Below are 20,990 nucleotides of genomic sequence, written 5' to 3' on the forward strand. Positions count from 1 at the left end.
AATTAATTATTATAGAGAATTATAAGTATTGTAAGCAATAAAGATAAGATGAAAAAAGATAATTTGATTTAACTTAAAACAAGCAAAGAAGGAGAATGGTTAAAATTGATTTATAAAGAATATGGTAAGACCGGAAAGGAAGTATCTGCTTTAGGGTTTGGTGGTATGAGATTTGATATTGAAAATAATAGTATTGAAGAGAATGCTCAGCTTGTAAGGAGAGCATCTGAACTAGGAATTAACTATTTTGATACAGCGCATAGTTATTGTAAAGATCAAAGTGAGATTATTTATGGTGAGGCATTTAAGGAGATGCCTAATCCTTTTTATGTTTCAACAAAGAGTATGGTAACAAAAGATCCAACTGCCGATGATGTTCGCAGGAGGGTTGAAACTTCATTACAGAGAATGGGATTAGAGAAGATTGATTTTTTTCATATGTGGTGTATTTTAGATCTGGATATGTATCAAGAGGTGATTAAAAAAGGTGGTCCTTACGAAGGTGCACTAAAATTAAAGGAAGAAGGATTAATTGATCATATCTGTTTTTCAACCCATGCTAATGGTGATGAAATTGAACAAATAATCAATGATGATCTATTTGAAGGGGTTATATTAGGTTATAATGCTACTAACTTTGCTTATCGAGAGCAAGGAGTTAAGGCTGCTTATCAGAATAATTTAGGGGTAGTAACTATGAATCCACTTGGCGGAGGAGTAATACCTCAAAATCCTGATTTTTATTCATTTATCAAGGATAATCCTAATGATACAGTAGCTCAGGCAGCGTTAAAGTTTAATATAGCTCATGAAGAGATTACGATTGCTTTGGCAGGGATTAATAATATAGAAGAGCTAGAAGAGAATGTAGCAGCAGTCAACTCTGCTGAGGGTTTATCAAATGAAAAGATAGAAGAGATTAAAGATCATCTAAAAGAGGAGTTAGATGCTTTATGCACAGGTTGTGGTTATTGTCTTGGGTGTCCTGAAGATATATATATCCCGACTTATATGATGGCTTATAATGAGGCGATTATTCGTGATGATCAAGAAATTATTGCTGATAAAATAGATGGTGCTCGAAAGCATGGCCCATTAACTAATAGACCAGAAAGTAAAGCTAACAGCTGTATTGAATGTGGATTATGTGAGTCGCAATGTACTCAACATTTACCAATTATTGAGCGGCTGAAGGAGTTTATAGGGTTAGAAGAATAATTATTAACTACTGACTAGTAAAAAAGGAGTAAAAGAAGGTTGAAAAGAATTAGGTTAGATAAGGGGTTATTATTTTTAAAAGTTTAGCTCTGGTTGATTAAATCTTTGATTTTGTATATAATAATCAGGTAATCAACTTATAATAGTAAAGAGAAGTTTGAAGGGGTGTAGTGAATAAAAATGGAGTCATTTGATTTTAATGACCCTGTAGTTCAAAAGATATTATTTTCAGTTGGAGCTATAGTCTTTAATTACTTTATCACTTTTTGGGTGATAAGATTTATTAATAAGAAGGTGGATGATTTCAAGAGGCGTCATCGCAGTAGACGCTATACTTATTATGTAGCTACCTTAATAACTTTTGTGATTTTAATCTTAATTTGGGCAGATATGACAGGTACAATTACTACATATTTGGGTTTTTTATCAGCTGGATTAGCTTTGGCGTTGCATGATGTGATCTTAAATCTAGCTGGTTGGGTCTTAATTATGCTACGGCGTCCTTTTGGGCTTGGTGATCGAATTGAATGGGATGATGTTAAAGGTGATGTAATTGATATTCGGGTTTTTTATACATCTTTATTGGAGATAGGAAACTGGGTTGACTCTGATCAGAGTACAGGTCGGATAGTACATATTCCAAACAGTAATATTTTTCGTGAATCTCTATTTAATTATACACGTGGCTTTGAATATTTGTGGAATGAGATTAAGTTTTTAGTTACCTATGAAAGTGATTGGGAGAAGGCTAAGGAGATTATTTTGGAAACTGCTCAGCAAGAAGGGGAAAAGATTCAAGATCTAGCAAAAAGAAAGATTAAATTGATGTCTAAACGTTATATGATTAAATATAGTAAATTTTCTCCGATTGTCTATTTAGATATTGCAGATAGTGGGGTAGAGATAACCTTGCGTTATCTAACGACAGCTAGGCGAAGAAGATTAGTTGAGAGTCGAATTAGTGAGATTATATTGAAAAAGTTTGCACAAGAATCGGAGATTGATTTTGCTTATCCAACGACCCGGTTTTATACTACAGAAAATAGGGAGGCTAAAAATGTCTGAATTAATTAGGTTTGGAGTATCGATTGATAAAGAGTTATTAAAGAAGTTTGATCAGTTGATTGAAGATGGTTATACAAATCGTTCTGAAGCAATTCGTGATCTGATTCGAGATAGAATTGTAGAAGAGAAGTGCCAAGATGAAGAGGAAAATGTTGTAGGAACTTTAACCTTGTTTTATGACCACCATCAACGAGGAATGACTGAGAAGATGATAGAAATCCAGCATGATTATCATTCTTTATTTAAGTCTAATTTACATCTACATTTATCGCATCATATCTGTTTAGAGGTGATTATAGTAGAAGGTAAAAGAGAGAAGTTAAATGAAGTGACTCAGAAATTGGTTGGATTAAAGGGAGTTAAGCATGGTAAATTGACTGTTTCTGCAGTTGATGAATCTTTGTGATTAAGTCTAAGTCTAAGTAAGAGCTAAGACCTTATGTTTCTAGTGGTTGACTTAATCTTATATTACAATTATGTGTAACTTTTACTTTGAACCATGAGGGGCATTTCTCGTTCGGGAAGATTTTTTCTGAGTTTCTAAGACTCACCTTCACTCAAATAAGAGTATGAATTAGCTAATTTTAAAGAAGAAAATTAGCTAATTCATACTCTTATTTGATTTTCGGTTCGTCAAGAAACTAAACGAAAAAATCTAGATGTCACTGCGAAACACCCCTCATGGTAAATTTTTAGAGTGTAATGTTTTGATTTATCTGAAGAATTTATGTGATTACGGTGAGAGTGGAGGAGTTTATTTATTTTTTAATATTTTAAGTAAGAAAAATTTAATTTTGGTGATTGCAAAAATTAAAATTCTTATTGATTTTTTGGCTACTTTTTTATCAAGTGTCCTGAAGGGCTGATAAGCCCTGAGGAAATGCCCTTGGGGTGAAAAAAGGTAGCACGGAAGAAAGTTTGGTTTTTAACTTTTCTGTAAAATGGTTTTGATTTTAAGGTTTAAATTGTAATTTTTTAATTTTAAAAGTTAAGCTATTTATCAGTTAAGTTGAAAGCTCCAATCTTCTATTAATAGAAGATTGGAGCTTTTTGTATTGAGATAGATCAAATTAAGACAAAGTGTAAAAAATTAAATTTCAAGAAGGACTTTTCTAAAAGAAGAAGAATTACTATTTTAGTAGCATAAAAAAATAAAAAGTAACACAAGGAAAGAGGTTAAAGTGTAAAAAAATTAAATTTTAAGAAGGACTTTTCTAGAGAAAGAAGAATTACTGTATTAGAGTGACACAAAAAATAAAAAAATAACACAAAAGGAGAATTTAAAATGAAATTTTCAGGAACAGAACTTAGGAGATTTGCAGTGGTAGCTTTTGTAGCATTATTAGTCTTCAGTTTGACTGGAGGAGAGGCGTTGGCCCATGAAATAGTTTTGGATTTCCCACAACAAGTGGAGAGTGGAGAGGAAGTGGAGATAGAATTTTTCTTTGGACATCATCCTGATGTTGCTGATGTTGAACATTCTTTCTTTGCTACTTTAGAAGATAATGCGGAGTTAATGGTAATCAATGAAGAAGGTGAATTAACAGAGTTAGATTTTAATTTGGTAGAAGATAGCTATAAAGCTAGCTTTACTCCAGATGGAGAAGGGCTTTACTGGGTGGTTGCTATTGGACCTCGAGGTGTAGTTGATAGAAGTGATCGAGATCCATCTGGTGGAATGCAGTTGCGTTATTATGATGCTAAAGCTCCTTTATTAGTTGGAAATGTAGATCAAATCACAGCTTTTGAAACTCCATTAGGGGTAGAGTTTATTGGTGAAATTGATTCACTGACTGTTGGAGAAGAGATTAGTTTGGAATTAGATTATGATGGCGAGTTAGTTAGTAATCAAGAGGTAACTATTGTTGGCCCTAATGATAGAGTAGAGCAAGTGACAACTAATGATGAAGGGGTTTTAAACTTTACATTTCCTGAAGAAGGAAGATGGTTTATCCATGTTGGAAATGTGACTGATTTGGAGCGACAGGGAGAAGATTATGCAGAGGCTAGTACGGAGATAGTCGAGTATGATCGTGTTAGGTATAATTCAGCTTTATATTTAGAGGTAGAAGAAAGGCTAGGATTTTTTCAAAGATTATTTAGATTCTTCCGAAGAATATTTGGTTGGTAATTTAGAATTAGAATTCAGAAAATTTGCGATGATATTAAACTAAAAATTTTTAAAGTAGTATAATGGCTAGTTATCCTCAATCTTTGCTACGAAGGTTGAGGATTTTATTTTGGGTTAGGAAATTATGCTTTTTAGAGGTTATGGATAACCTTTGTCAGTTTGTATTTGTTGGTTTTACTTAAACTCAATCTTAGACTTAAACTGAGTTGCCGGAGGCAACTTTTTTATTGATATTATAAAATTTTCGGGAAATGAATTCCAGAGTTTAAAGGAGAAAAACAGGACATTTTGTAGCTTGCCATTTGCTCGATTGATTGCTGATTTAGTTTGAAGTATATTTTATTTTATGATAATATTTAGGTAATGTAAATTTTTAGAGACGTTATGTCATGATTGATATAATGAAAAAATATGGAGGCTTACGGAAATGAAAAGATCATTTTTAATAGCTTTAGTCTTAATTTTAACCTTTGTATTTATAGGTTGTACAAGAGAAGATACAACTGAAAGAATAAGACTAGCTACTACAACAAGTACGGATGATTCAGGATTATTAGAAGAGTTATTACCTATTTTTGAAAAGGAAAGTGATTATAATGTTGAAGTGATTGCTGTAGGTACAGGACAAGCTTTAGAGATTGGTCGTAGAGGAGATGTGGATCTTTTATTGGTTCATGCTCTGGAGTTAGAGCATGAATTTGTTGCTCAAGGATATGGAACAGAACGCTTTCCTGTCATGTATAATGATTTTGTGATTGTTGGCCCGGATGATGATCCAGCAGATATTAAGGAAGAAAGTAATTTGGGGGACAGTTTAAAAGCAGTTTATCAAGCAGGTTTAGCTGGAGATGCTACTTTTGCTTCACGAGGAGATGATTCAGGAACACATGCTAAGGAAATTAATCTGTGGAGTGAATATGAAATAGATAGAGAAGGTGATTGGTATAAGTCATTAGGTCAGGGGATGGGTGATACTTTAATTACAGCTAATGAGATGCAAAGCTACACTCTAGCTGATAGAGGTACATATTTATCTATGAAGGATTACTTACCTAACTTAGCAATTCTTGTTGAAGGTGATCAAGAATTATTTAATCCTTATGGAATAATTCCTATTAACCCAGATCAACATGATGTTAATTATGAAAGAGCAGAGAAACTAGTAGAGTTTTTTGTTAGATCTGATATTCAAGAACAGATAGGCGAGTTTGGTAAAGATAAATTTGGTCAGCCATTATTCTTTCCAGATGCTGACTAAGCTTAATTAAATCTATTAACTGGAGGTTTAACATGGATCTTTTAATTGAGGGATTACAAGAAGCTATCTCTTTGCTGATAAGTTTTGACCCACGAGTAATTAATATAATTCTAACCTCCCTACAGGTAACAGGAACGGCACTCTTTTTTGCAACTTTAATTGGAATTCCTCTAGGAGCATTTTTAGGCTTGAGTGATTTTCCAGGTAAGTCGATCATTGTAGCAGTACTTTATACAGGGATGGGTTTTCCCCCTGTAGCAATTGGTTTATTAGTCTTTATTACTTTTTCTTCAGCAGGGCCTTTTGGTTTTCTTAATTGGCTCTTTACTACTCGAGCTATGATTGTTGCTCAAATAATTATATCTTTTCCTTTAGTTGCTGGCTTTACTATGACGGCAGTAAGTAGTGTTGATAGTAATTTATTATTACAGCTTAAAGCTCTAGGGGCTACTAAAAGGCAGATTGTATTGGCCATTTTAAAGGAATCTAGATTAGGGGTTTTAGTTTCGATTATTGCTGGTTTTGGGGCAATTATATCAGAAGTAGGAGCAGTAATGATGGTTGGTGGAAATATTGAAAGGAGTACTAGGGTATTAACAACAGCAATTGTTTTGGAGACTAGAAAAGGAAACTTTGGTCTTGCAATCTCATTTGGAATTATTCTATTAGCAATTACATTTATAGTTAACTTCTGCATGTCTAATCTGCCAGGGAGAGGAGGAAGAAGAGATTAAAGATCTAGTATATCATTTAAATAATCTATTAAAAACTTATCAAGGGCGCAATGTTTTAGATATCGATCAATTATCAATTCATAGGGGAGAGGTATTTTGTTTAGTAGGGCCAAGTGGGGCAGGAAAGAGTACTTTATTAAGGCTCTTGAATTTTTTAGAAGCACCTGATCACGGAGAGATTGAATTTTTAGATAAGGTCTATAATCAATCTAAACAACCTTCTTTAGATATTAAACGTAAGGTAACCACAGTTTTTCAAAGACCAGCTTTAATGAGCAGCTCAGTAGTTGAAAATATTGCTTATCCTTTAAAGATAAGGGGGAAAGATGTTAATTACGAGCAGATTGATCAACTCTTAGTTAAGCTTGGCCTAGAGGAGTTGAAGAAGCAACGGGCAGATAAACTTTCGGGTGGAGAAGCACAGCGGGTTTCGTTAGCAAGAGCTTTAATCTTTAAACCTGAAGTATTATTACTTGATGAACCGACTTCTAATCTTGATCCAGCGAATATAAAGATTATTGAAGATATAATTACAGATTATATTAAAAATAATAAGACTACTATTGTTATGGTAACCCATAATCTATTCCAAGCTAAAAGATTAGCAGATAGGGTTGGATTATTGCATGATGGAGATTTTATAGAAGTCAAAGAGAAAGAGGAATTTTTTAATAATCCAGAGCAAGAATTAACTAAAGATTATTTAGCAGGGAGATTAATCTGTTAAGACTGAATTTTAAAAGGAGAGAGTTATGAAATTAAATTATAAAATTTGGTTAGAAAATGAGCAAGGTGAGCGGGTGATGGGCAAAGGTTTATTAGCCCTATTGAGCTTTATTGACCAGACAGGTTCTATTAATAAAGCTGCTAAAGAATTGGAGATGTCATATCGTGCTGCTTGGGGTAAATTAAATAAAGCAGAAGAAGAGTTAGGGTATGATTTAATTGAAAGAAGGTCAGGTGGAAGAGGAGGCGGTGGTAGTCGATTAACGGAGAAGGGGAATAATTTGCTTGATAAGTTTAACAAGTTCAGTAAAAAGGTTGATCAAGAATTAAATATAATGTTTTTGGATTTTTTTGATAGGTAATCAGCTATTTATCCTCAATTTTTTGTGAATATTGAGGATTTTTTTCTTTTTAGAGGAGGAAAAAAGATAGAAATAGAGAATATATAGTATTAGTAGCACAAATATAATATTTGTAATACCAAGAAAAGGAGCAGGAAAGGGAATCAATCAGGTTCAAGAAATTGGGCTCGGAAGTGAGAAAATTATAAAAAATTTAATTTTGATGCAGGAAAAAATTGAGTTATGGTGAATAATTAATTTAACAATAGAATACGCTGGTGATTGGGTGCCTTTAGTTTAACAGCTAAAGGAGAATAGGGAATCAGGTGTAAATCCTGAGCGGGCCCGCCACTGTAACTAGCTATAAAAGCAGTGAATAATGAATAGTTAATAGTGAATAGTTGAAGTTCAAAGGCAAAATCAAAAGCTATTAATTATTGACTGCTAAAAGGACTTAGTAAAACCACTTGGAGTAACTAGTAGCTAGTGATTGGTAATTGATAACTAATTACTAATCACAAATTACTACTTACTAACCTCCAGGGAAGGTGAAGTTCTTACAGCTAGGAGTCAGGAGACCTGCCTAATCATTGAGCCTACTTGATCTTCGATGGTAAGGGGGAGTAGGTAATTAGCCTTAGTATGTCTAATTATCCTCAATCTTTGCTGCGAAGATTGAGGATTTTTTGATTTTGATGAAGGTGATTTTGGTAGTTATTAGTATTGAGAGATAAGAAAGATTGAAGTGAAAATCATTAAAAATTAAAGTGAGGTGAAGATTAATGAAAAGAAAATTAGGATTGATAATATTAATGATGATGTTAGTATTGACCTTAGGTACTAGTGTAGCATTTGGTCATGAGATTATGTTGGATTTTGATCAACAGGCAGAAGCTGGAGAGGAAGTAGAGATAGAACTTAGCTTTGGTCACTTCCCAGATGATTTTGATTATGAACATTATTTCTTTGAAAGTTTAGATGAAGGCGAATTGTTAGTAGTAGCTGAGGATGGTAGTATGACTGAATTAGAGCTTACAAAGCAGTCTGATAGGTATGTAGCTAGTTTTACTCCTCAACAAGAAGGGGTTCATTGGGTAACTTTCAATGGGACTAGAGGAGTGGTTGATCGAGTAGATAGTGATGATGGATTACAACTAAGATATTATGATGCTAAAGCTCCTTTGCTTGTAGGAAATGTTAGAAATTTTGAGGTGACTGGTACTTCTTTAGCAGCAGAATTTATTACTCAGGATACAAGTTCTTTTAAAGTTGGGGAGCAGGTCACAATGGAATTAGATTATCTTGGAGAAGAGGTTAGAGGAGAAGATGTTACGCTTGTTAGTCCTGATGGACAAGTAAGCCAGGTAGCTACTGATGCTCAAGGTAAAGTAGATGTTGAGTTTAATGAGGAAGGAATCTGGTTGTTACAAGCTAGAGTTGTAGATACTGATAGTCAAGGAGTAGATGAAGATGGTAATGAGTATGATAGAGAGAGATTTAATACTGTTTTATACATAGAAGTAAGGGAAGAGCATAGAGATGATGCTGCTTGGCAAGATGGAACTTATACTGGAATTGGTGCTGGTCGGGGAGGAAATATTGAATTGGAAGTGACAGTTTCAGATGGAGTGATTACTGCTATTGAAATTTTGGAGCATAATGAAACAACTGAGATTTCAGATCCAGCTTTTGAAGAGATTCCTACAGCAATTAAAGAAGCACAATCAACAGATGTTGAGTTAGTCAGTGGAGCTACTAGTACCAGTCAAGGGATTATTGAAGCTACTGAAGTAGCTTTAGAAGAGCAAGAAGAAAGTGGTCTACCAATAGAACAGATTATTATGTTAGCGATTTCAATTGGATTAATAGTTATCAGTATTATTTTATTTAAAAATGTTAAACAGCAGTAAAAATTGTCAAAAGGAAAATAATCTTTTGATAAAAGAGGATTTTTTGTTCCTTTGCAGAATAATTCAGACAATGAAGGTAAATTTCAGAATAATCTTGGAGGAGTGAGTAGAATGAATTTAAATAAATCATTTAAGATAATAGTTATGATCTTTTTGATGATTGGTATTTTAACAAGCAGTGCTTATGCTCATCGGATGTTATTAGATGAACCTCAAAATGGTGAGGTACAGGTTGGATTTGATGATGGTACTGTAGCCCCTGGTGCTGAAGTTATTATGTATGATCAAGATGGAGAAGTTATTGTAGAAGGAGCGGCTGATGAAGATGGTATTTTTAGCTATGATACAACAATTGAACCATATCGAGTAGTTTCTACTGATGATACAGGTCATCGAGCAGAATGGACTGCAGATGTAGAGCAAGGATTTATGGAGGAAGCTCCAATGTGGATGAGGTTTATTTTCGGTTTTGCTATAATAACCTTTTTAGCAGCTATAACGATGTTTTGGAAAGCAAAACAAGCGGCAAACAATTAAGTTGGGGGTGATTGAGAGTGCATATTTCTGAAGGCGTACTTTCTGCTCCAGTATTACTTACAGGAGCAGCAGCTACTGCTACAGGAACAGCTGTAGCTTTAAGACAGCTAGATAATGAAGATATTCCGCAGGTAGCGATAGTTTCAGCAGCATTATTTGTGGGGAATCTGATTCATATTCCATTAGGGCCAACCAGTGTCCATCTGATCTTGAATGCAATGGCAGGGATCTTATTAGGTTGGAAGGCATTTCCTGCCTTTTTAGTAGCCTTTTTGTTGCAGAGTATTCTGTTTCAGTTTGGGGGGCTGACCGCTTTAGGGGTTAATGTGGCTATGGTCTCAATTCCTGCTGTGGTCTGTCATTATTTATTTAAGATTGTGACTAAAAGAGATGAGGAAGGGATTAAGAGGTTAGGAGTAGCTGGTTTTATCTGTGGAGCAGTAGGTATAGCTTTAGCAGCAATCTTTTTGATGTTGGCCCTTAGCTTTACTGATGGTTCATTGGAGGAAATGGGCAGGGCTATTTTAGTAGCTAATATACCATTAGCAATTATTGAAGCTTTATTGACCTCATTATGTCTAGTCTTTTTACAGAAGGTCAAACCTGAAGTGTTTACTGAGTTTCAAGATGGAGCTCAATCATTACAGAGGCGTGGAAGATTATGATTAATATTAATCAAGGTTTTGCTCAAGGGTCAAGTTGGGTTCACCAGCTTGATCCTAGAATAAAGATAATAACTATCTTTTTATTAGCTACTGTGTTAGCTGTAGGTGAAAGTATAGTGATGCTACTGCAGGCTTTAGTCTTTTCTAGTTTTTTAATTCTTTCGGCTAAGTTAGATCTAAAAGAGGTTGGAAAGAGGTTGATGGTGGTCAACTTCTTTATACTTGGAATTTGGTTATTTGTGCCGCTTACCTATCCAGGAGAAGCTTTATTTCAGGTTGGCCCATTGAGCTTTTCTATACCTGGAGTGATTTATGCTACTAAGATCACTTTACGATCTAATGCTATTATGCTGGGGATTATTGCCTTGCTCTCTACCTCAACAGTATCTTCTTTAATGCAAGCTATGAGGTATTTATATATTCCTGAAAAGATAGTCTATTTATTCTTCTTTGTTTATCGCTATGTTCATGTGATTTGGAAGGAATTTAATCGATTACATGATTCAATGTTGATGAGAGGGTTTAAGAGTGAGACAAGCTTACATTCTTATAGATCTTATGCTTATTTAATAGGAATGCTGATCATTAGAAGCTATGATCGTTCAAGAAGGGTTTATGAAGCTATGCTTTGTAGAGGTTTTAGAGGAGAGTTTCATAATCTTGATGAACTTAGCTTTTCCAGTCGCGATCTAAAGATTTTTTCAGGGATATTGTTCTTTATTAGTTGGATTATTATTGTGGAGAAAGGAGTCTTTCTTGTATGATTGAGTTGAAGAATATTTCGTACCAGTATCAAAATGGAGAACAAGTTTTAGATGATTTCAATTTAACTTTAGAACCAGGAGATAAGATAGGGTTGGTAGGGCCAAATGGCAGTGGGAAGACTACCTTATTTAAGATAATTATGGGGTTGTTGGCCCCTGATGAGGGAGAAGTAATCATCTTTGATCAACCAAGAGAGAAGGAAGAGGACTTTATTGAGGTCAGAGAGAGGGTTGGTTTTATGTTTCAAGACTCTGATGATCTACTCTTTTGTCCTACTGTCGAGGAGGACTTGGCCTTTGGCCCGTTGAATTTAGGTAAGAGCAAAGAAGAAGCCAAAGAGATTGTGCAGGAAACATTAAAGTTAATTGGGATGGAAGGCTTTGAAAAGAAGGTAAGTTATAGATTATCTGGAGGTCAAAAGAGGATGATCGCCTTTGGGGCTATCCTAGCAATGCAGACTGAGGTATTATTATTAGACGAGCCATTCTCAGGACTTGATGAAGATGCAATCGAGAGGATGGTTGGTATTTTGAATGATACCGATAGGTCTTATATAATCGTCTCTCATAATGGAGAGTTGATTGAGAGGGTTACTAATAAGCTTTATTATATGAACGAGTAATATAGTTGACGGTTGACAGTGTACAGTTTACAGTTAAAGATCAAAAGCTTAGAACCTCTAAAAGGTCTTATGCTTACATACAGGTTTAGAGTGGTTTTGAATTTAGAGTTTTAACTGTCAACCGTCAACTGTTCACTGTCAACTGATATTTAGTGGCAAAATGCCACTAAATATCAATTAAACTTAAGGGGGAAAATTATGAAAACTGGAATTATCGTATTAGGACATGGAAGTAGAGCTACGGAAGCTAGTCAAGTTTTTGCAGAAATTGTTGATAAACTTAGAGAAAAGGTAGATTATGATTTAGTAGAGGGAGCAGCGATGGAGTTAGCTGAGCCTAGTTTACAAGATAGTGTAGCAAAGATTATTAATGAAGGAGCGGAGAAGGTAGTTATCGTTCCTTTATTCTTATTCCCAGGGATACATATTCAAGAGGATATTCCTAATTTAATCGAAGAGTTAGAAGCAGAGTATCCAGAGGTTGAGTTTAAGTTTGGAAGAAATCTCGGTGCTGATGATAAGATAGCGGATATTTTGATTGAACGAATTGAGGAAGTTAATTAAAATATTGTGTCACTTTCGTGTCACAATATTGAGTTGACAGTTTACGGTTTACAGTTTACAGTTAAAAATTAAAACCTTAAAGACTTAAGACTATTAAATACCCATTTAATCATAGTTTTAGAGTGGTTTTGATTTTAATGTTTTAATGCTCTTAACTGTCAACCGTCAACTGTTCATTGTCAACTGATATAAAGTGAAACTTTATATCAATTAAATTTAACAGGGATGGTGAAAATAATGGAGATAATTAAGCAACCACAAAAGATAGAAGGTCGAAGTATGGAGATTATTGATGAAGAGGTAGGAGGATTTGATTGTTCACCTGAAGAGGCTAAAGTGATTAAAAGGGTGATTCATGCTACTGCTGATCTTGAATTTAAGGAGTTAGTAGTTATTTCTGATGGAGCGATAGAGTCAGCTTTAAAGTCATTAAAATCAGGGGCCAACATCGTAACTGATGTTAATATGTTGAAGCAGGGAGTCAGTAAGCGTAAGACAGCAGAACTAGGTAATGAAATTAATTGCTTTATCAGTGATGATGATATTGCTCAAGAAGCTAAGGAAGCAGGGGTTACTAGATCGATGATGTGTATGAGAAAGGCAGTTGAAGATCCTGATAATAAGATCTTTGCTATTGGAAATGCTCCGACTGCTTTATTTGAATTGATGAAGTTAATAGAAGAGGGGAAAGTAGAACCAGATTTGATTGTTGGAACTCCGGTTGGATTTGTAGGAGCTAAAGAATCTAAGGAAGAATTAGAGAAGTTAGATGTACCTTATATTACTGTTCGAGGAAGAAAGGGAGGCAGTCCAGTTGCTGCTTCGATTATGAATGCATTACTATATCAGATTGACTAGAAATTAGTAACTAGTGATTAGTGACTAGTAATTAGTAATTAGTAAGATCAAGAAACTACTAATTTACACAGATTAGCACCAATTAAAACAATTAATTTTTTATTTGTGTTTAGTGGTGTTAATTTGTGGTTGCAGGGTTTGTTTGTCAACTATTCAATATTAATTATTAAATGCTTTCAAAGGGGTAGCATTATGGGATTTGAATCTTACATAGTTAGAGATGGGAAAAAGTTGAAGCGAGGTTATACGACAGGGAGTGCTGCTACAGCTGCTGCTAAAGCAGCGACTAAGATGTTAGTCACTGAACAAGAGGTTAAAAGAATTAAGATAGATACTCCAGCAGAGATTGAGCTTGAATTAGAAGTTGTTAAGGCCAGTTTTAATCATCAGCAGGCTACAGCTTCGATCATTAAAGATGGTGGAGATGATCCAGATGTGACGGATGGTTTGGAGATTGTAGCTCATGTGGAATTGCTTGATATACCGAGAATTGAGTTAGATGGTGGTCAAGGGGTGGGTCAAGTAACCAAACCAGGTTTAGCAACTGAAGTGGGAGAAGCAGCGATCAATCCTGTTCCACGAAAGATGATTACAGAGGAAGTTAAGAAGGTATTACCTGATAAGCAAGGTGCCAAGATAATAATCGAAGTTCCTAAAGGAGTTGAGACAGCAGCTAAGACCCTCAATCCACAGTTAGGGATTGAAGGAGGGATCTCGATCTTGGGAACGACGGGGATTGTAGAGCCTATGTCCGAGCAAGCCTATAAGGATTCTCTGGTATTAGCAGTTGATCAGGCTTTAGCTGCAGGAGAAGAGGATTTAGCCTTTGTTTTTGGCAATTATGGTAAGAGAATGGCTGCTAAATTGGGTTATCAACCACAGCAAGTGATTAGGATGAGTAATTTTGTTGGCTTTATGCTGAAATATGCAGTGGAGAAGGGGGTCAGCGAGTTGACTTTGATTGGACACTTAGGTAAGTTGGTTAAAGTGGCTGCTGGTATCTTCAATACCCACAGTTATGTAGCTGATGCTAGAAGAGAAACGATAGCAGCTTATACCGCTGTCAGTGGTGGTCAACGTGATTTGATTGAAGAGATCTTGACTGCTAATACTGCAGAAGAGACGATAGAGTTACTTAAAGAGGCTGAGTTGACAGAGGTCTTTGATCTGTTGGCTGAGCGGGTTGCGATCAGATCCGAAGAGTATGTGAAGGGTGAGCTGGAAGTGAGGAGTTTGCTCTTTTCGATGGAGGAAGAAATACTGGGAAGTTATAGATTAGAGTTATAATTAAACGTTGTTTTCTGTATGATATGAGAGGTTTTTTCGTTTTGAAAGATTTTTTCTAAACTTCTAAGACTCATCTGCGAATAAATAAGAGCAAGCTAATTTAAAATAGGAAATTAGCTAAATCAAGCTCTTATTTATTTCTCAATTCGTCAAGAAGTTAAACGAAAAAATCTAGATACCACTATAAAAAACTCTCATGACAAAGTTTGAGTGTATAGTATTTTATGATTTTGATTTTAAAGGTTTTAATGCCTTTAACTGTCAACCGTAAACTGTAAACTGTACACTATTAATTGCGAAGCGGGGTGGTTAGATGAGTAAGATCTATGTTTTAGGGATTGGCCCGGGTACTAAAGATTATGTACTGCCGATTACTGATAGACTTGTTAGGGAAGCTGATCTTTTGATTGGAGGAGAGAGAGCTCTAGCTTTATTTGCAGAATATAATAAAGAAGAGATGGTAATTAAAGCAGATTTAGCAAAGATCAAAGATTATATTGAGGCTAATTATCAAAATCAACAGATTGCAGTCTTGGTTTCTGGTGATACCGGTCTATATAGTATGCTAAATTATTTGAAGCGGCATTTTTCTGAAGAGGTATTGGAGGTTGTACCAGGAATCAGTGCTATGCAGTTAGGTTTTGCTAAGGCTAAGCTCAGTTGGCAGGATGCTAAGTTGACCAGTCTGCATGGTAATCAAGATAAGGAAGAATTACTGGAGTTGCTTGCTGAGCATAATAAAGTAGGTTTCTTTACGGATAATAAGTTTCCTCCCCACCAGATTGCTGAATATTTAACGGCGGAAGGTTTGGGAGATAAACAGGGAATTGTGGCTGAACGTCTTTCTTATCCAGAAGAAAAAGTGATTAAGGGAAGTTTAGCTGAATTGAGTCAACAGGAATTTGGAGGTTTGACAGTGATGGTGATCTGTGATGAGTAGTTGGCCGTATCAAGTTCCTGGTATTCCTGATGCTGAATTTATTAGAGGAGATCTACCGATGACCAAAGAAGAGGTCAGGGCGGTTACGATCTCTAAGTTGAGATTGAAAGAGGATACAGTGATGTATGATATTGGTGCTGGAACCGGTTCAATCAGTATTGAAGCTGCCTTAGTTGCTAAAAAGGGGCAGATTTATGCTATTGAGCGGGAAGAGGAAGGGATGGAGTTAATCCCACAGAATATGAAGCAGTTTGGAGTAGATAATATTGAATTGATTCATGGTGAGGCACCACAAGCTTTAGCTGATTTACCAGCAGTCGATCGGGTTTTGATCGGTGGTAGTGGAGGGAATCTAGATCAGATCCTAGAAGTGGTGACTGATAGATTGACTCCTCAAGGAAGGGTTGTTGTCAATGCTGTGACGATGAATACCTTGACTGCAGCTTATCAGAAGTTAGAAGAGCTTGATTATCAGCTTGATATCTGTAATTTAGCAGTTACGCGGACGAGAGAGATTGGGAACTATCAGATGTTTAATGGATTAAATCCAGTTTATATTATTAGTGGAGAGAAGAGGTGACAGGATGAGTGGTAAATTATATGGTTTAGGAGTTGGCCCAGGTGATCCAGAATTATTGACCTTAAAAGCTAAACGAGTCTTAGAAGAGGTTGATATGATATGTACTCCGCAATCTAAGAAGGGTAGAGATAGTGTTGCCTTGCAGATAGTTAAGGAAGAGGTGGATTGTCAAGGGCGAGTTAAGGAATTGCTCTTTCCGATGATCCATGATCAGGATGAATTAAACAAATTTTGGGATCAAGCGACAGAGGAGATGGTCACTTTATTAGAAGAGGGCCAAGATCTTGCTTTTATTACGATCGGAGATCCATTATTATATAGTACATATATTTATGTCTTAGAGCGGATTAAGAATAATCATCCAGAGATTGAGGTGGAGACGGTACCGGGAATTACTTCGATAGCAGCATCCAGTTCTCGGGTCAATATACCATTGACTGAAAAAGATGAGAAGCTGGTTATTGTGCCGGCAACCTATGATCATGACAAGCTAGAAGAGATAATTAAACAGAATGAAAATATTGTTTTACTTAAGGTAGCTAAGTATTATGATCAAATTGTTGAATTATTAACTGAATTGGAGTTGCAGGAGAATGCCTGGTTTGTCAGTCGTTGTGGGCAAGAGGATGAATTGATTACGAAGGATTTAGATTCTTTGGTAGGGACAGATATCGATTATTTATCGATGATGATCGTTAAGAAATAGTGACTAGTGATTGGTAACTGGTAATTAGTAACTAGTAAAAAGGAATGAATATTTAATATTTAATAGTTAATAGTTCAAAAACAATTAACAATGTACAATTGACGGAATGTACAATTTACAATTAAAAAGTTTTTGGCTTTAAGGGGTTTTTTAACTGTAAACTGTCAACTGTAAACTGTACACTAACTAGAGGGGGTAGGTCAATGAAGGTTTATTTTATTGGAGCAGGAGCAGGTGATCCTGAATTATTGACGATTAAAGGAATGAAAGCATTAGAACAAGCAGAGGTCGTAATCTATGCAGGATCATTGGTCAATCCTGAAGTTTTGGAGTATGCTCCGCAAGCGGAAGTCTATAATAGTGCGAGCATGACTTTAGAAGAAGTATTAGAAAAGATGGAAGAAGCGGTTGCAGATGGTAAGATAGTAGCCCGAGTCCATACAGGTGATCCTAGCATCTATGGAGCGATTCAAGAGCAGATGGATCATTTAAAGAAAGTAGAAATTGAGTATGAGATTATTCCAGGGGTCAGTTCATTTTTAGCTGCAGCTGCAGCGGTAGAACGGGAGTTTACTTTACCAGATGTTACTCAAACTGTAATTGTAACGCGGATGGAAGGAAGAACTCCTGTACCAGAGAAGGAGAAGTTGGCTAAGCTAGCTCGGCATAATGCTTCGATGGCAATCTTTTTGAGTGTGCAGATGATTGAAGATGTAGCAGCAGAGTTGGCTAAAGAGTATTCTAGTTCAACACCGATTGCTGTAATTCAGAAAGCATCTTGGTCTGATCAAAAGATAGTCAAGGGTACTTTAGAAGATATAGCTGAAAAGGTTAAGGAAGCAGGAATTAATAAGACTGCTATGATCTTGGTCGGCGATTTCTTAGATACTGAATATGAGAAATCTAAGTTATATGACAAAAATTTCACCCATGAATTTAGAGAGGCCCAAAGCGAATGAAGTTAGCCATTGTTGCTTTAACTGAAGAAGGTAAGAAGTTAGCTTCTAAGTTAGAACAGGATCTAGAAGCGGACATCTATCTACCAACCAAGTTGTCAGCAACAGGAGTAATTAAGTTTGATTCTTCGTTAAAGGAGCTGGTAGGTCAGTTATTTAAAGAATATGATGGGATTATCTGTATTATGGCCTTAGGGATTGTGGTGCGGGTGTTGGCCCCTTATGTAGCTGATAAACGAGAAGATCCAGCAGTGATCACTATTGATGAGACGGGCCAACATATAATCAGTACCTTATCCGGTCATTTAGGTGGGGCCAACCGTTTAGCTGAAAGGATAGCAGGACTGCTTGATGCTGATCCTGTGATTACAACTGCAACCGATTGCCACGGCAAGTTGGCCTTTGATCTGTTGGCTAAGGAGCTTGGTTGTGAGATTGTCCCATTCTCTAATTTGAAGTTGGCTAATGGAGCATTGGTCAATGGGAAGAGAGTCAATATCTTTACTGATCTTAAGCTTGATTTAGAATTGGATCAGAATGTTAGACTATTTCCGTTAGAGAAGCTAGGAACGGTAGAAGGATTTCCTGTTATTATCTCTGAGCGAGACTTTACGATTGAGGAGCCCTATTTACAGTTAGTACCTCAGAATATAGTTGTAGGCCTTGGCTGTCGGCGGGGAGTCAGTAAAAAACAGGTAAAGGAAGCTGTTGAGTCAGCTTTAGCAAAATTAGAGTTAAAAAAAGAGAGTGTTAAGAAGTTAGCAACGGTTGACTTAAAGCAGGATGAAGCTGGAATTTTAGAGTATGGTGAAGAATTGGAAGTTCCGGTTGAGATTATTTCTAGAGCAGAGATTAAGGAAGCGGATTTTGAATATACTACGTCAGAATTTGTTAGAAAACAGATAGGAGTTGGTGGTGTATGCGAGCCAGTAGCGATAATAAGTGCCAACAAAAGAGGGGAGCTGATCTTATCAAAAACAGTAAGGAACCAAGTCACAGTAGCAGTAGTCAAGGAAGTATCTATGTTGTAGGTATTGGCCCGGGGAATATTGAGCAGATGAGTTTGAAAGCTTATCGGTTGTTACAAGAGGTTGATGTAGTAATCGGCTACAAGACCTATATTAAGTTATTAGATGATGTAGTATCTGAGGAGCAAGAAGTGATTGAATCACCGATGATGAAAGAGGTTGATAGAGCTAATAAAGTAATTGAGATAGCTCAAACAGGTAAGAGTGTAGCAATTGTCAGTAGTGGTGATCCAGGAGTTTATGGTATGGCTGGTCTGATCTTAGAGGTTGTTCAAGAAGAAGAAATAGATCTACCAGTAGAAGTGGTTCCAGGAATTACAGCTGCTAATGCAGCAGCATCTTCTTTAGGAGCACCACTGATGCATGATTATGCGGTGATCAGTTTAAGTGATCTATTGACGCCTTGGGAAGTAATCAAAGATAGATTAACTAAGGCTGCTCAAGCCGATTTTATCGTAGCATTATATAATCCTAAGAGTAAGAAACGGACTGAACAGATTGAAGTAGCTCAACAGATATTTTTGGAGCATCGAGATGGAAGTACACCGGTAGGGATTGTACGTAAGGCTAAGCGAGGAAATGAAAGAGTGGTGATTACTACTTTAGCTGAGATGCTAGAAAAAGATATCGATATGTTGACGACAGTGATTATTGGTAACTCTGAAACATTTACAGCCGATGATTTAATGATTACACCGCGAGGTTATAATGTATGATTCTTGTTTTAGCTGGGACCAAGGATAGTCGTCAGATAATCAAAAGCTTAAAAGAGGCTGGTAAGGAGTTAATCGCTTCTGTAGTGACAGATTATGGCTATCAATTAGTATCCCAACTAGGAGTTGAAGTAATCCAAGAACGTTTAGATAAAAAAGCTATGGCTGAGTTGATTAAAAAGCGAGGGATTGATCTTGTAATTGATGCAACCCATCCTTTTGCAGAAGAGGTTTCTAAAATAGCAATCGGGCTCTGTAATAATTTAGAGGTTGATTATCTGCGTTTTGAACGAGAGGAGATTGAAGTTCCTAAGCAGGAGTTGATTATTGAAGTTAATAATTATCGAGAAGCTGCTAGAAGGGCCAACGACTTTGAACGAGTGCTATTGACGATAGGTAGTCGAAGGTTGAATTACTTCGTTGAGGAAGTCGATAATTGGGAAGAGAGATTAGTAGCACGGATCTTGCCTACTTGGCAGTTTGTTAAGCAAGCTCAGGAATTAGGATTTACTCCTCAGAACTTAATCGGGATGCAAGGTCCTTTCAGTAAGGAGTTAAATCAAGCAATCTTAAAGAGATATGATATTTCAGCTTTAGTTACTAAAGCAAGTGGTAAGACTGGTGGATTGGGGACCAAATTAGAAGCAGCTTTAGATTTAGGGATTCCAGTAATCTTGATTACTAGACCACAGTTGCCGACAGATAAGATTGTAACTGACTATCAGAAGTTATTAGGAGAGATTGCAGATGAGTAAATTGATCTTAGTATTAGGTGGAGCAAGGAGTGGAAAGAGTAGCTTTGCTGAGGATGTTGTAGAGAACTTAGGAGGTCAAGATGTAATTTATGTGGCTACTTCTGAAGTACGAGATGAAGAGATGAAAGAAAGGATTATTAGACATCGTCAATCTAGACCACAAGAGTGGCGAACGATTGAGGAGTCAAAGCTAGTCAGTCAAGCATTGACTGAGCTGGAGGAAGGCTCAGTCGTCTTGCTTGATTGCTTGACGGTCTTACTCTCTAATCTGGTTTTAGCTGATAGTGATCTAGCAGAAGATGAGACTGATTTTACTTTACAGGCTAAAGAGGAAGAGATTTTGGCTGAGGTTGAGCAGATAATTGAGGTAGGACGAAAGAAGAATTTAGAGTTGGTCATTGTTTCTAATGAAGTAGGGCAGGGTGTAGTCCCTTCTTATAAATTAGGACGAGTCTATCGTGACCTAGTAGGTTGGGCCAACCAACGGGTTGCTGCTCAAGCTGACGAGGTTTATATTACATATGCAGGGCTACCGGTTGAGATTAAGGAACTAGGGATTGAAACAAGAGAACAATTTCGTGGTTAGTAATTAGTGATTGGTGATTAGAGTTAATAATGAACAATGTATAAT

General features: G+C 36.2%; 24 protein-coding genes and 1 riboswitch. All 24 genes read left to right on the forward strand.

Annotation, left to right across the window (positions count from 1 at the left end; translation table 11 throughout):
* Positions 1 to 105: 105 nt before the first annotated feature.
* The gene (locus tag MWH28_RS08275; protein ID WP_248618887.1) at positions 106 to 1,218 is read left to right on the forward strand and encodes an aldo/keto reductase; all 1,113 of its coding nucleotides are present in this window, start codon (positions 106 to 108) and stop codon (positions 1,216 to 1,218) included.
* Between the two features lie 180 nt (positions 1,219 to 1,398).
* Positions 1,399 to 2,283 (forward strand): mechanosensitive ion channel family protein, encoded by an 885-nt coding sequence (locus MWH28_RS08280; protein WP_248618888.1) that lies wholly within the window; start codon positions 1,399 to 1,401, stop codon positions 2,281 to 2,283.
* Entirely contained in the window at positions 2,276 to 2,689 is a 414-nt protein-coding gene (nikR, locus tag MWH28_RS08285; RefSeq protein ID WP_248618889.1) for a nickel-responsive transcriptional regulator NikR, read from the forward strand. Before MWH28_RS08280 ends, nikR begins: the two co-directional genes overlap by 8 nt.
* Positions 2,690 to 3,568: 879 nt before the next feature.
* Positions 3,569 to 4,414, forward strand: coding sequence for a DUF4198 domain-containing protein (locus MWH28_RS08290; protein WP_248618890.1), 846 nt, complete (start codon positions 3,569 to 3,571; stop codon positions 4,412 to 4,414).
* A gap of 427 nt (positions 4,415 to 4,841) precedes the next feature.
* Entirely contained in the window at positions 4,842 to 5,672 is an 831-nt protein-coding gene (locus tag MWH28_RS08295) for an ABC transporter substrate-binding protein (protein ID WP_248618891.1), read from the forward strand.
* 32 nt (positions 5,673 to 5,704) lie between these two features.
* Positions 5,705 to 6,406 (forward strand): ABC transporter permease, encoded by a 702-nt coding sequence (locus tag MWH28_RS08300; protein WP_248618892.1) that lies wholly within the window; start codon positions 5,705 to 5,707, stop codon positions 6,404 to 6,406.
* A 76-nt stretch (positions 6,407 to 6,482) separates the two neighbouring features.
* Positions 6,483 to 7,133 (forward strand): ABC transporter ATP-binding protein, encoded by a 651-nt coding sequence (locus MWH28_RS08305; RefSeq protein ID WP_248618977.1) that lies wholly within the window; start codon positions 6,483 to 6,485, stop codon positions 7,131 to 7,133.
* A gap of 25 nt (positions 7,134 to 7,158) precedes the next feature.
* Positions 7,159 to 7,494 carry a winged helix-turn-helix domain-containing protein gene (locus MWH28_RS08310; RefSeq protein WP_248618893.1) on the forward strand — a complete coding sequence of 112 codons (336 nt, stop codon included), beginning with the start codon at positions 7,159 to 7,161 and terminating at the stop codon, positions 7,492 to 7,494.
* Between the two features lie 246 nt (positions 7,495 to 7,740).
* A riboswitch (cobalamin riboswitch) is annotated at positions 7,741 to 8,074 on the forward strand.
* A gap of 181 nt (positions 8,075 to 8,255) precedes the next feature.
* Entirely contained in the window at positions 8,256 to 9,383 is a 1,128-nt protein-coding gene (locus MWH28_RS08315) for an FMN-binding protein (protein ID WP_248618894.1), read from the forward strand.
* Between the two features lie 111 nt (positions 9,384 to 9,494).
* The gene (locus MWH28_RS08320) at positions 9,495 to 9,920 is read left to right on the forward strand and encodes an Ig-like domain-containing protein (protein ID WP_248618895.1); all 426 of its coding nucleotides are present in this window, start codon (positions 9,495 to 9,497) and stop codon (positions 9,918 to 9,920) included.
* A gap of 17 nt (positions 9,921 to 9,937) precedes the next feature.
* On the forward strand, positions 9,938 to 10,585 hold the full coding sequence (gene cbiM / locus MWH28_RS08325) for a cobalt transporter CbiM (protein WP_248618896.1): 648 nt from the start codon (positions 9,938 to 9,940) through the stop codon (positions 10,583 to 10,585).
* Positions 10,582 to 11,349, forward strand: a complete 768-nt coding sequence (gene cbiQ, locus MWH28_RS08330; RefSeq protein WP_248618897.1) for a cobalt ECF transporter T component CbiQ — start codon at positions 10,582 to 10,584, stop codon at positions 11,347 to 11,349. Before cbiM ends, cbiQ begins: the two co-directional genes overlap by 4 nt.
* Positions 11,346 to 11,972, forward strand: coding sequence for an energy-coupling factor ABC transporter ATP-binding protein (locus MWH28_RS08335; protein WP_248618898.1), 627 nt, complete (start codon positions 11,346 to 11,348; stop codon positions 11,970 to 11,972). Before cbiQ ends, MWH28_RS08335 begins: the two co-directional genes overlap by 4 nt.
* A gap of 198 nt (positions 11,973 to 12,170) precedes the next feature.
* The gene (locus tag MWH28_RS08340; RefSeq protein ID WP_248618899.1) at positions 12,171 to 12,536 is read left to right on the forward strand and encodes a sirohydrochlorin chelatase; all 366 of its coding nucleotides are present in this window, start codon (positions 12,171 to 12,173) and stop codon (positions 12,534 to 12,536) included.
* A gap of 234 nt (positions 12,537 to 12,770) precedes the next feature.
* Positions 12,771 to 13,394 carry a precorrin-8X methylmutase gene (locus MWH28_RS08345; RefSeq protein ID WP_345894762.1) on the forward strand — a complete coding sequence of 208 codons (624 nt, stop codon included), beginning with the start codon at positions 12,771 to 12,773 and terminating at the stop codon, positions 13,392 to 13,394.
* Positions 13,395 to 13,586: 192 nt separating this feature from the next.
* Complete coding sequence (gene cbiD, locus MWH28_RS08350) at positions 13,587 to 14,681, forward strand: cobalt-precorrin-5B (C(1))-methyltransferase CbiD (protein WP_248618901.1); 1,095 nt, start codon at positions 13,587 to 13,589, stop codon at positions 14,679 to 14,681.
* 313 nt (positions 14,682 to 14,994) lie between these two features.
* The gene (cbiE, locus tag MWH28_RS08355) at positions 14,995 to 15,621 is read left to right on the forward strand and encodes a precorrin-6y C5,15-methyltransferase (decarboxylating) subunit CbiE (protein ID WP_248618902.1); all 627 of its coding nucleotides are present in this window, start codon (positions 14,995 to 14,997) and stop codon (positions 15,619 to 15,621) included.
* On the forward strand, positions 15,614 to 16,201 hold the full coding sequence (gene cbiT / locus MWH28_RS08360) for a precorrin-6Y C5,15-methyltransferase (decarboxylating) subunit CbiT (RefSeq protein ID WP_248618903.1): 588 nt from the start codon (positions 15,614 to 15,616) through the stop codon (positions 16,199 to 16,201). Before cbiE ends, cbiT begins: the two co-directional genes overlap by 8 nt.
* Positions 16,202 to 16,205: 4 nt before the next feature.
* Complete coding sequence (gene cobI / locus MWH28_RS08365; protein ID WP_248618904.1) at positions 16,206 to 16,907, forward strand: precorrin-2 C(20)-methyltransferase; 702 nt, start codon at positions 16,206 to 16,208, stop codon at positions 16,905 to 16,907.
* Positions 16,908 to 17,110: 203 nt separating this feature from the next.
* Complete coding sequence (gene cobM / locus MWH28_RS08370; protein WP_248618905.1) at positions 17,111 to 17,866, forward strand: precorrin-4 C(11)-methyltransferase; 756 nt, start codon at positions 17,111 to 17,113, stop codon at positions 17,864 to 17,866.
* Positions 17,863 to 18,894 (forward strand): cobalt-precorrin 5A hydrolase, encoded by a 1,032-nt coding sequence (gene cbiG / locus MWH28_RS08375; protein WP_248618906.1) that lies wholly within the window; start codon positions 17,863 to 17,865, stop codon positions 18,892 to 18,894. Before cobM ends, cbiG begins: the two co-directional genes overlap by 4 nt.
* Before the next feature lie 26 nt (positions 18,895 to 18,920).
* Positions 18,921 to 19,607, forward strand: a complete 687-nt coding sequence (gene cobJ, locus MWH28_RS08380) for a precorrin-3B C(17)-methyltransferase (protein ID WP_345894763.1) — start codon at positions 18,921 to 18,923, stop codon at positions 19,605 to 19,607.
* Positions 19,604 to 20,359, forward strand: coding sequence for a precorrin-6A reductase (cobK, locus tag MWH28_RS08385; protein ID WP_248618908.1), 756 nt, complete (start codon positions 19,604 to 19,606; stop codon positions 20,357 to 20,359). Before cobJ ends, cobK begins: the two co-directional genes overlap by 4 nt.
* Positions 20,352 to 20,945: a bifunctional adenosylcobinamide kinase/adenosylcobinamide-phosphate guanylyltransferase gene (gene cobU / locus MWH28_RS08390; RefSeq protein WP_248618909.1), complete on the forward strand. Its 594-nt coding sequence runs from the start codon at positions 20,352 to 20,354 to the stop codon at positions 20,943 to 20,945. Before cobK ends, cobU begins: the two co-directional genes overlap by 8 nt.
* Positions 20,946 to 20,990: the final 45 nt, after the last annotated feature.

Origin of the sequence: Natroniella sulfidigena (assembly GCF_023223645.1) — a bacterium.
In the GTDB taxonomy this organism is placed as follows: Bacteria; Bacillota; Halanaerobiia; order Halobacteroidales; family Halobacteroidaceae; genus Natroniella; species Natroniella sulfidigena.

Bases quoted from the DNA above. Each gene is read 5' to 3' on its own strand.
- MWH28_RS08310 (WP_248618893.1), top strand. From the start codon at position 7,159: ATGAAATTAAATTATAAAATTTGGTTAGAAAATGAGCAAGGTGAGCGG.
- cobK (WP_248618908.1), top strand. From the start codon at position 19,604: ATGATTCTTGTTTTAGCTGGGACCAAGGATAGTCGTCAGATAATCAAA.
- cbiQ (WP_248618897.1), top strand. From the start codon at position 10,582: ATGATTAATATTAATCAAGGTTTTGCTCAAGGGTCAAGTTGGGTTCAC.
- MWH28_RS08290 (WP_248618890.1), top strand. From the start codon at position 3,569: ATGAAATTTTCAGGAACAGAACTTAGGAGATTTGCAGTGGTAGCTTTT.
- nikR (WP_248618889.1), top strand. From the start codon at position 2,276: ATGTCTGAATTAATTAGGTTTGGAGTATCGATTGATAAAGAGTTATTA.
- cbiD (WP_248618901.1), top strand. From the start codon at position 13,587: ATGGGATTTGAATCTTACATAGTTAGAGATGGGAAAAAGTTGAAGCGA.
- cbiE (WP_248618902.1), top strand. From the start codon at position 14,995: ATGAGTAAGATCTATGTTTTAGGGATTGGCCCGGGTACTAAAGATTAT.
- cbiT (WP_248618903.1), top strand. From the start codon at position 15,614: ATGAGTAGTTGGCCGTATCAAGTTCCTGGTATTCCTGATGCTGAATTT.
- MWH28_RS08340 (WP_248618899.1), top strand. From the start codon at position 12,171: ATGAAAACTGGAATTATCGTATTAGGACATGGAAGTAGAGCTACGGAA.
- cobI (WP_248618904.1), top strand. From the start codon at position 16,206: ATGAGTGGTAAATTATATGGTTTAGGAGTTGGCCCAGGTGATCCAGAA.
- MWH28_RS08335 (WP_248618898.1), top strand. From the start codon at position 11,346: ATGATTGAGTTGAAGAATATTTCGTACCAGTATCAAAATGGAGAACAA.
- cobJ (WP_345894763.1), top strand. From the start codon at position 18,921: ATGAGTTTGAAAGCTTATCGGTTGTTACAAGAGGTTGATGTAGTAATC.
- MWH28_RS08280 (WP_248618888.1), top strand. From the start codon at position 1,399: ATGGAGTCATTTGATTTTAATGACCCTGTAGTTCAAAAGATATTATTT.
- MWH28_RS08320 (WP_248618895.1), top strand. From the start codon at position 9,495: ATGAATTTAAATAAATCATTTAAGATAATAGTTATGATCTTTTTGATG.
- cbiG (WP_248618906.1), top strand. From the start codon at position 17,863: ATGAAGTTAGCCATTGTTGCTTTAACTGAAGAAGGTAAGAAGTTAGCT.
- MWH28_RS08300 (WP_248618892.1), top strand. From the start codon at position 5,705: ATGGATCTTTTAATTGAGGGATTACAAGAAGCTATCTCTTTGCTGATA.
- cobU (WP_248618909.1), top strand. From the start codon at position 20,352: ATGAGTAAATTGATCTTAGTATTAGGTGGAGCAAGGAGTGGAAAGAGT.
- MWH28_RS08315 (WP_248618894.1), top strand. From the start codon at position 8,256: ATGAAAAGAAAATTAGGATTGATAATATTAATGATGATGTTAGTATTG.
- MWH28_RS08295 (WP_248618891.1), top strand. From the start codon at position 4,842: ATGAAAAGATCATTTTTAATAGCTTTAGTCTTAATTTTAACCTTTGTA.
- cobM (WP_248618905.1), top strand. From the start codon at position 17,111: ATGAAGGTTTATTTTATTGGAGCAGGAGCAGGTGATCCTGAATTATTG.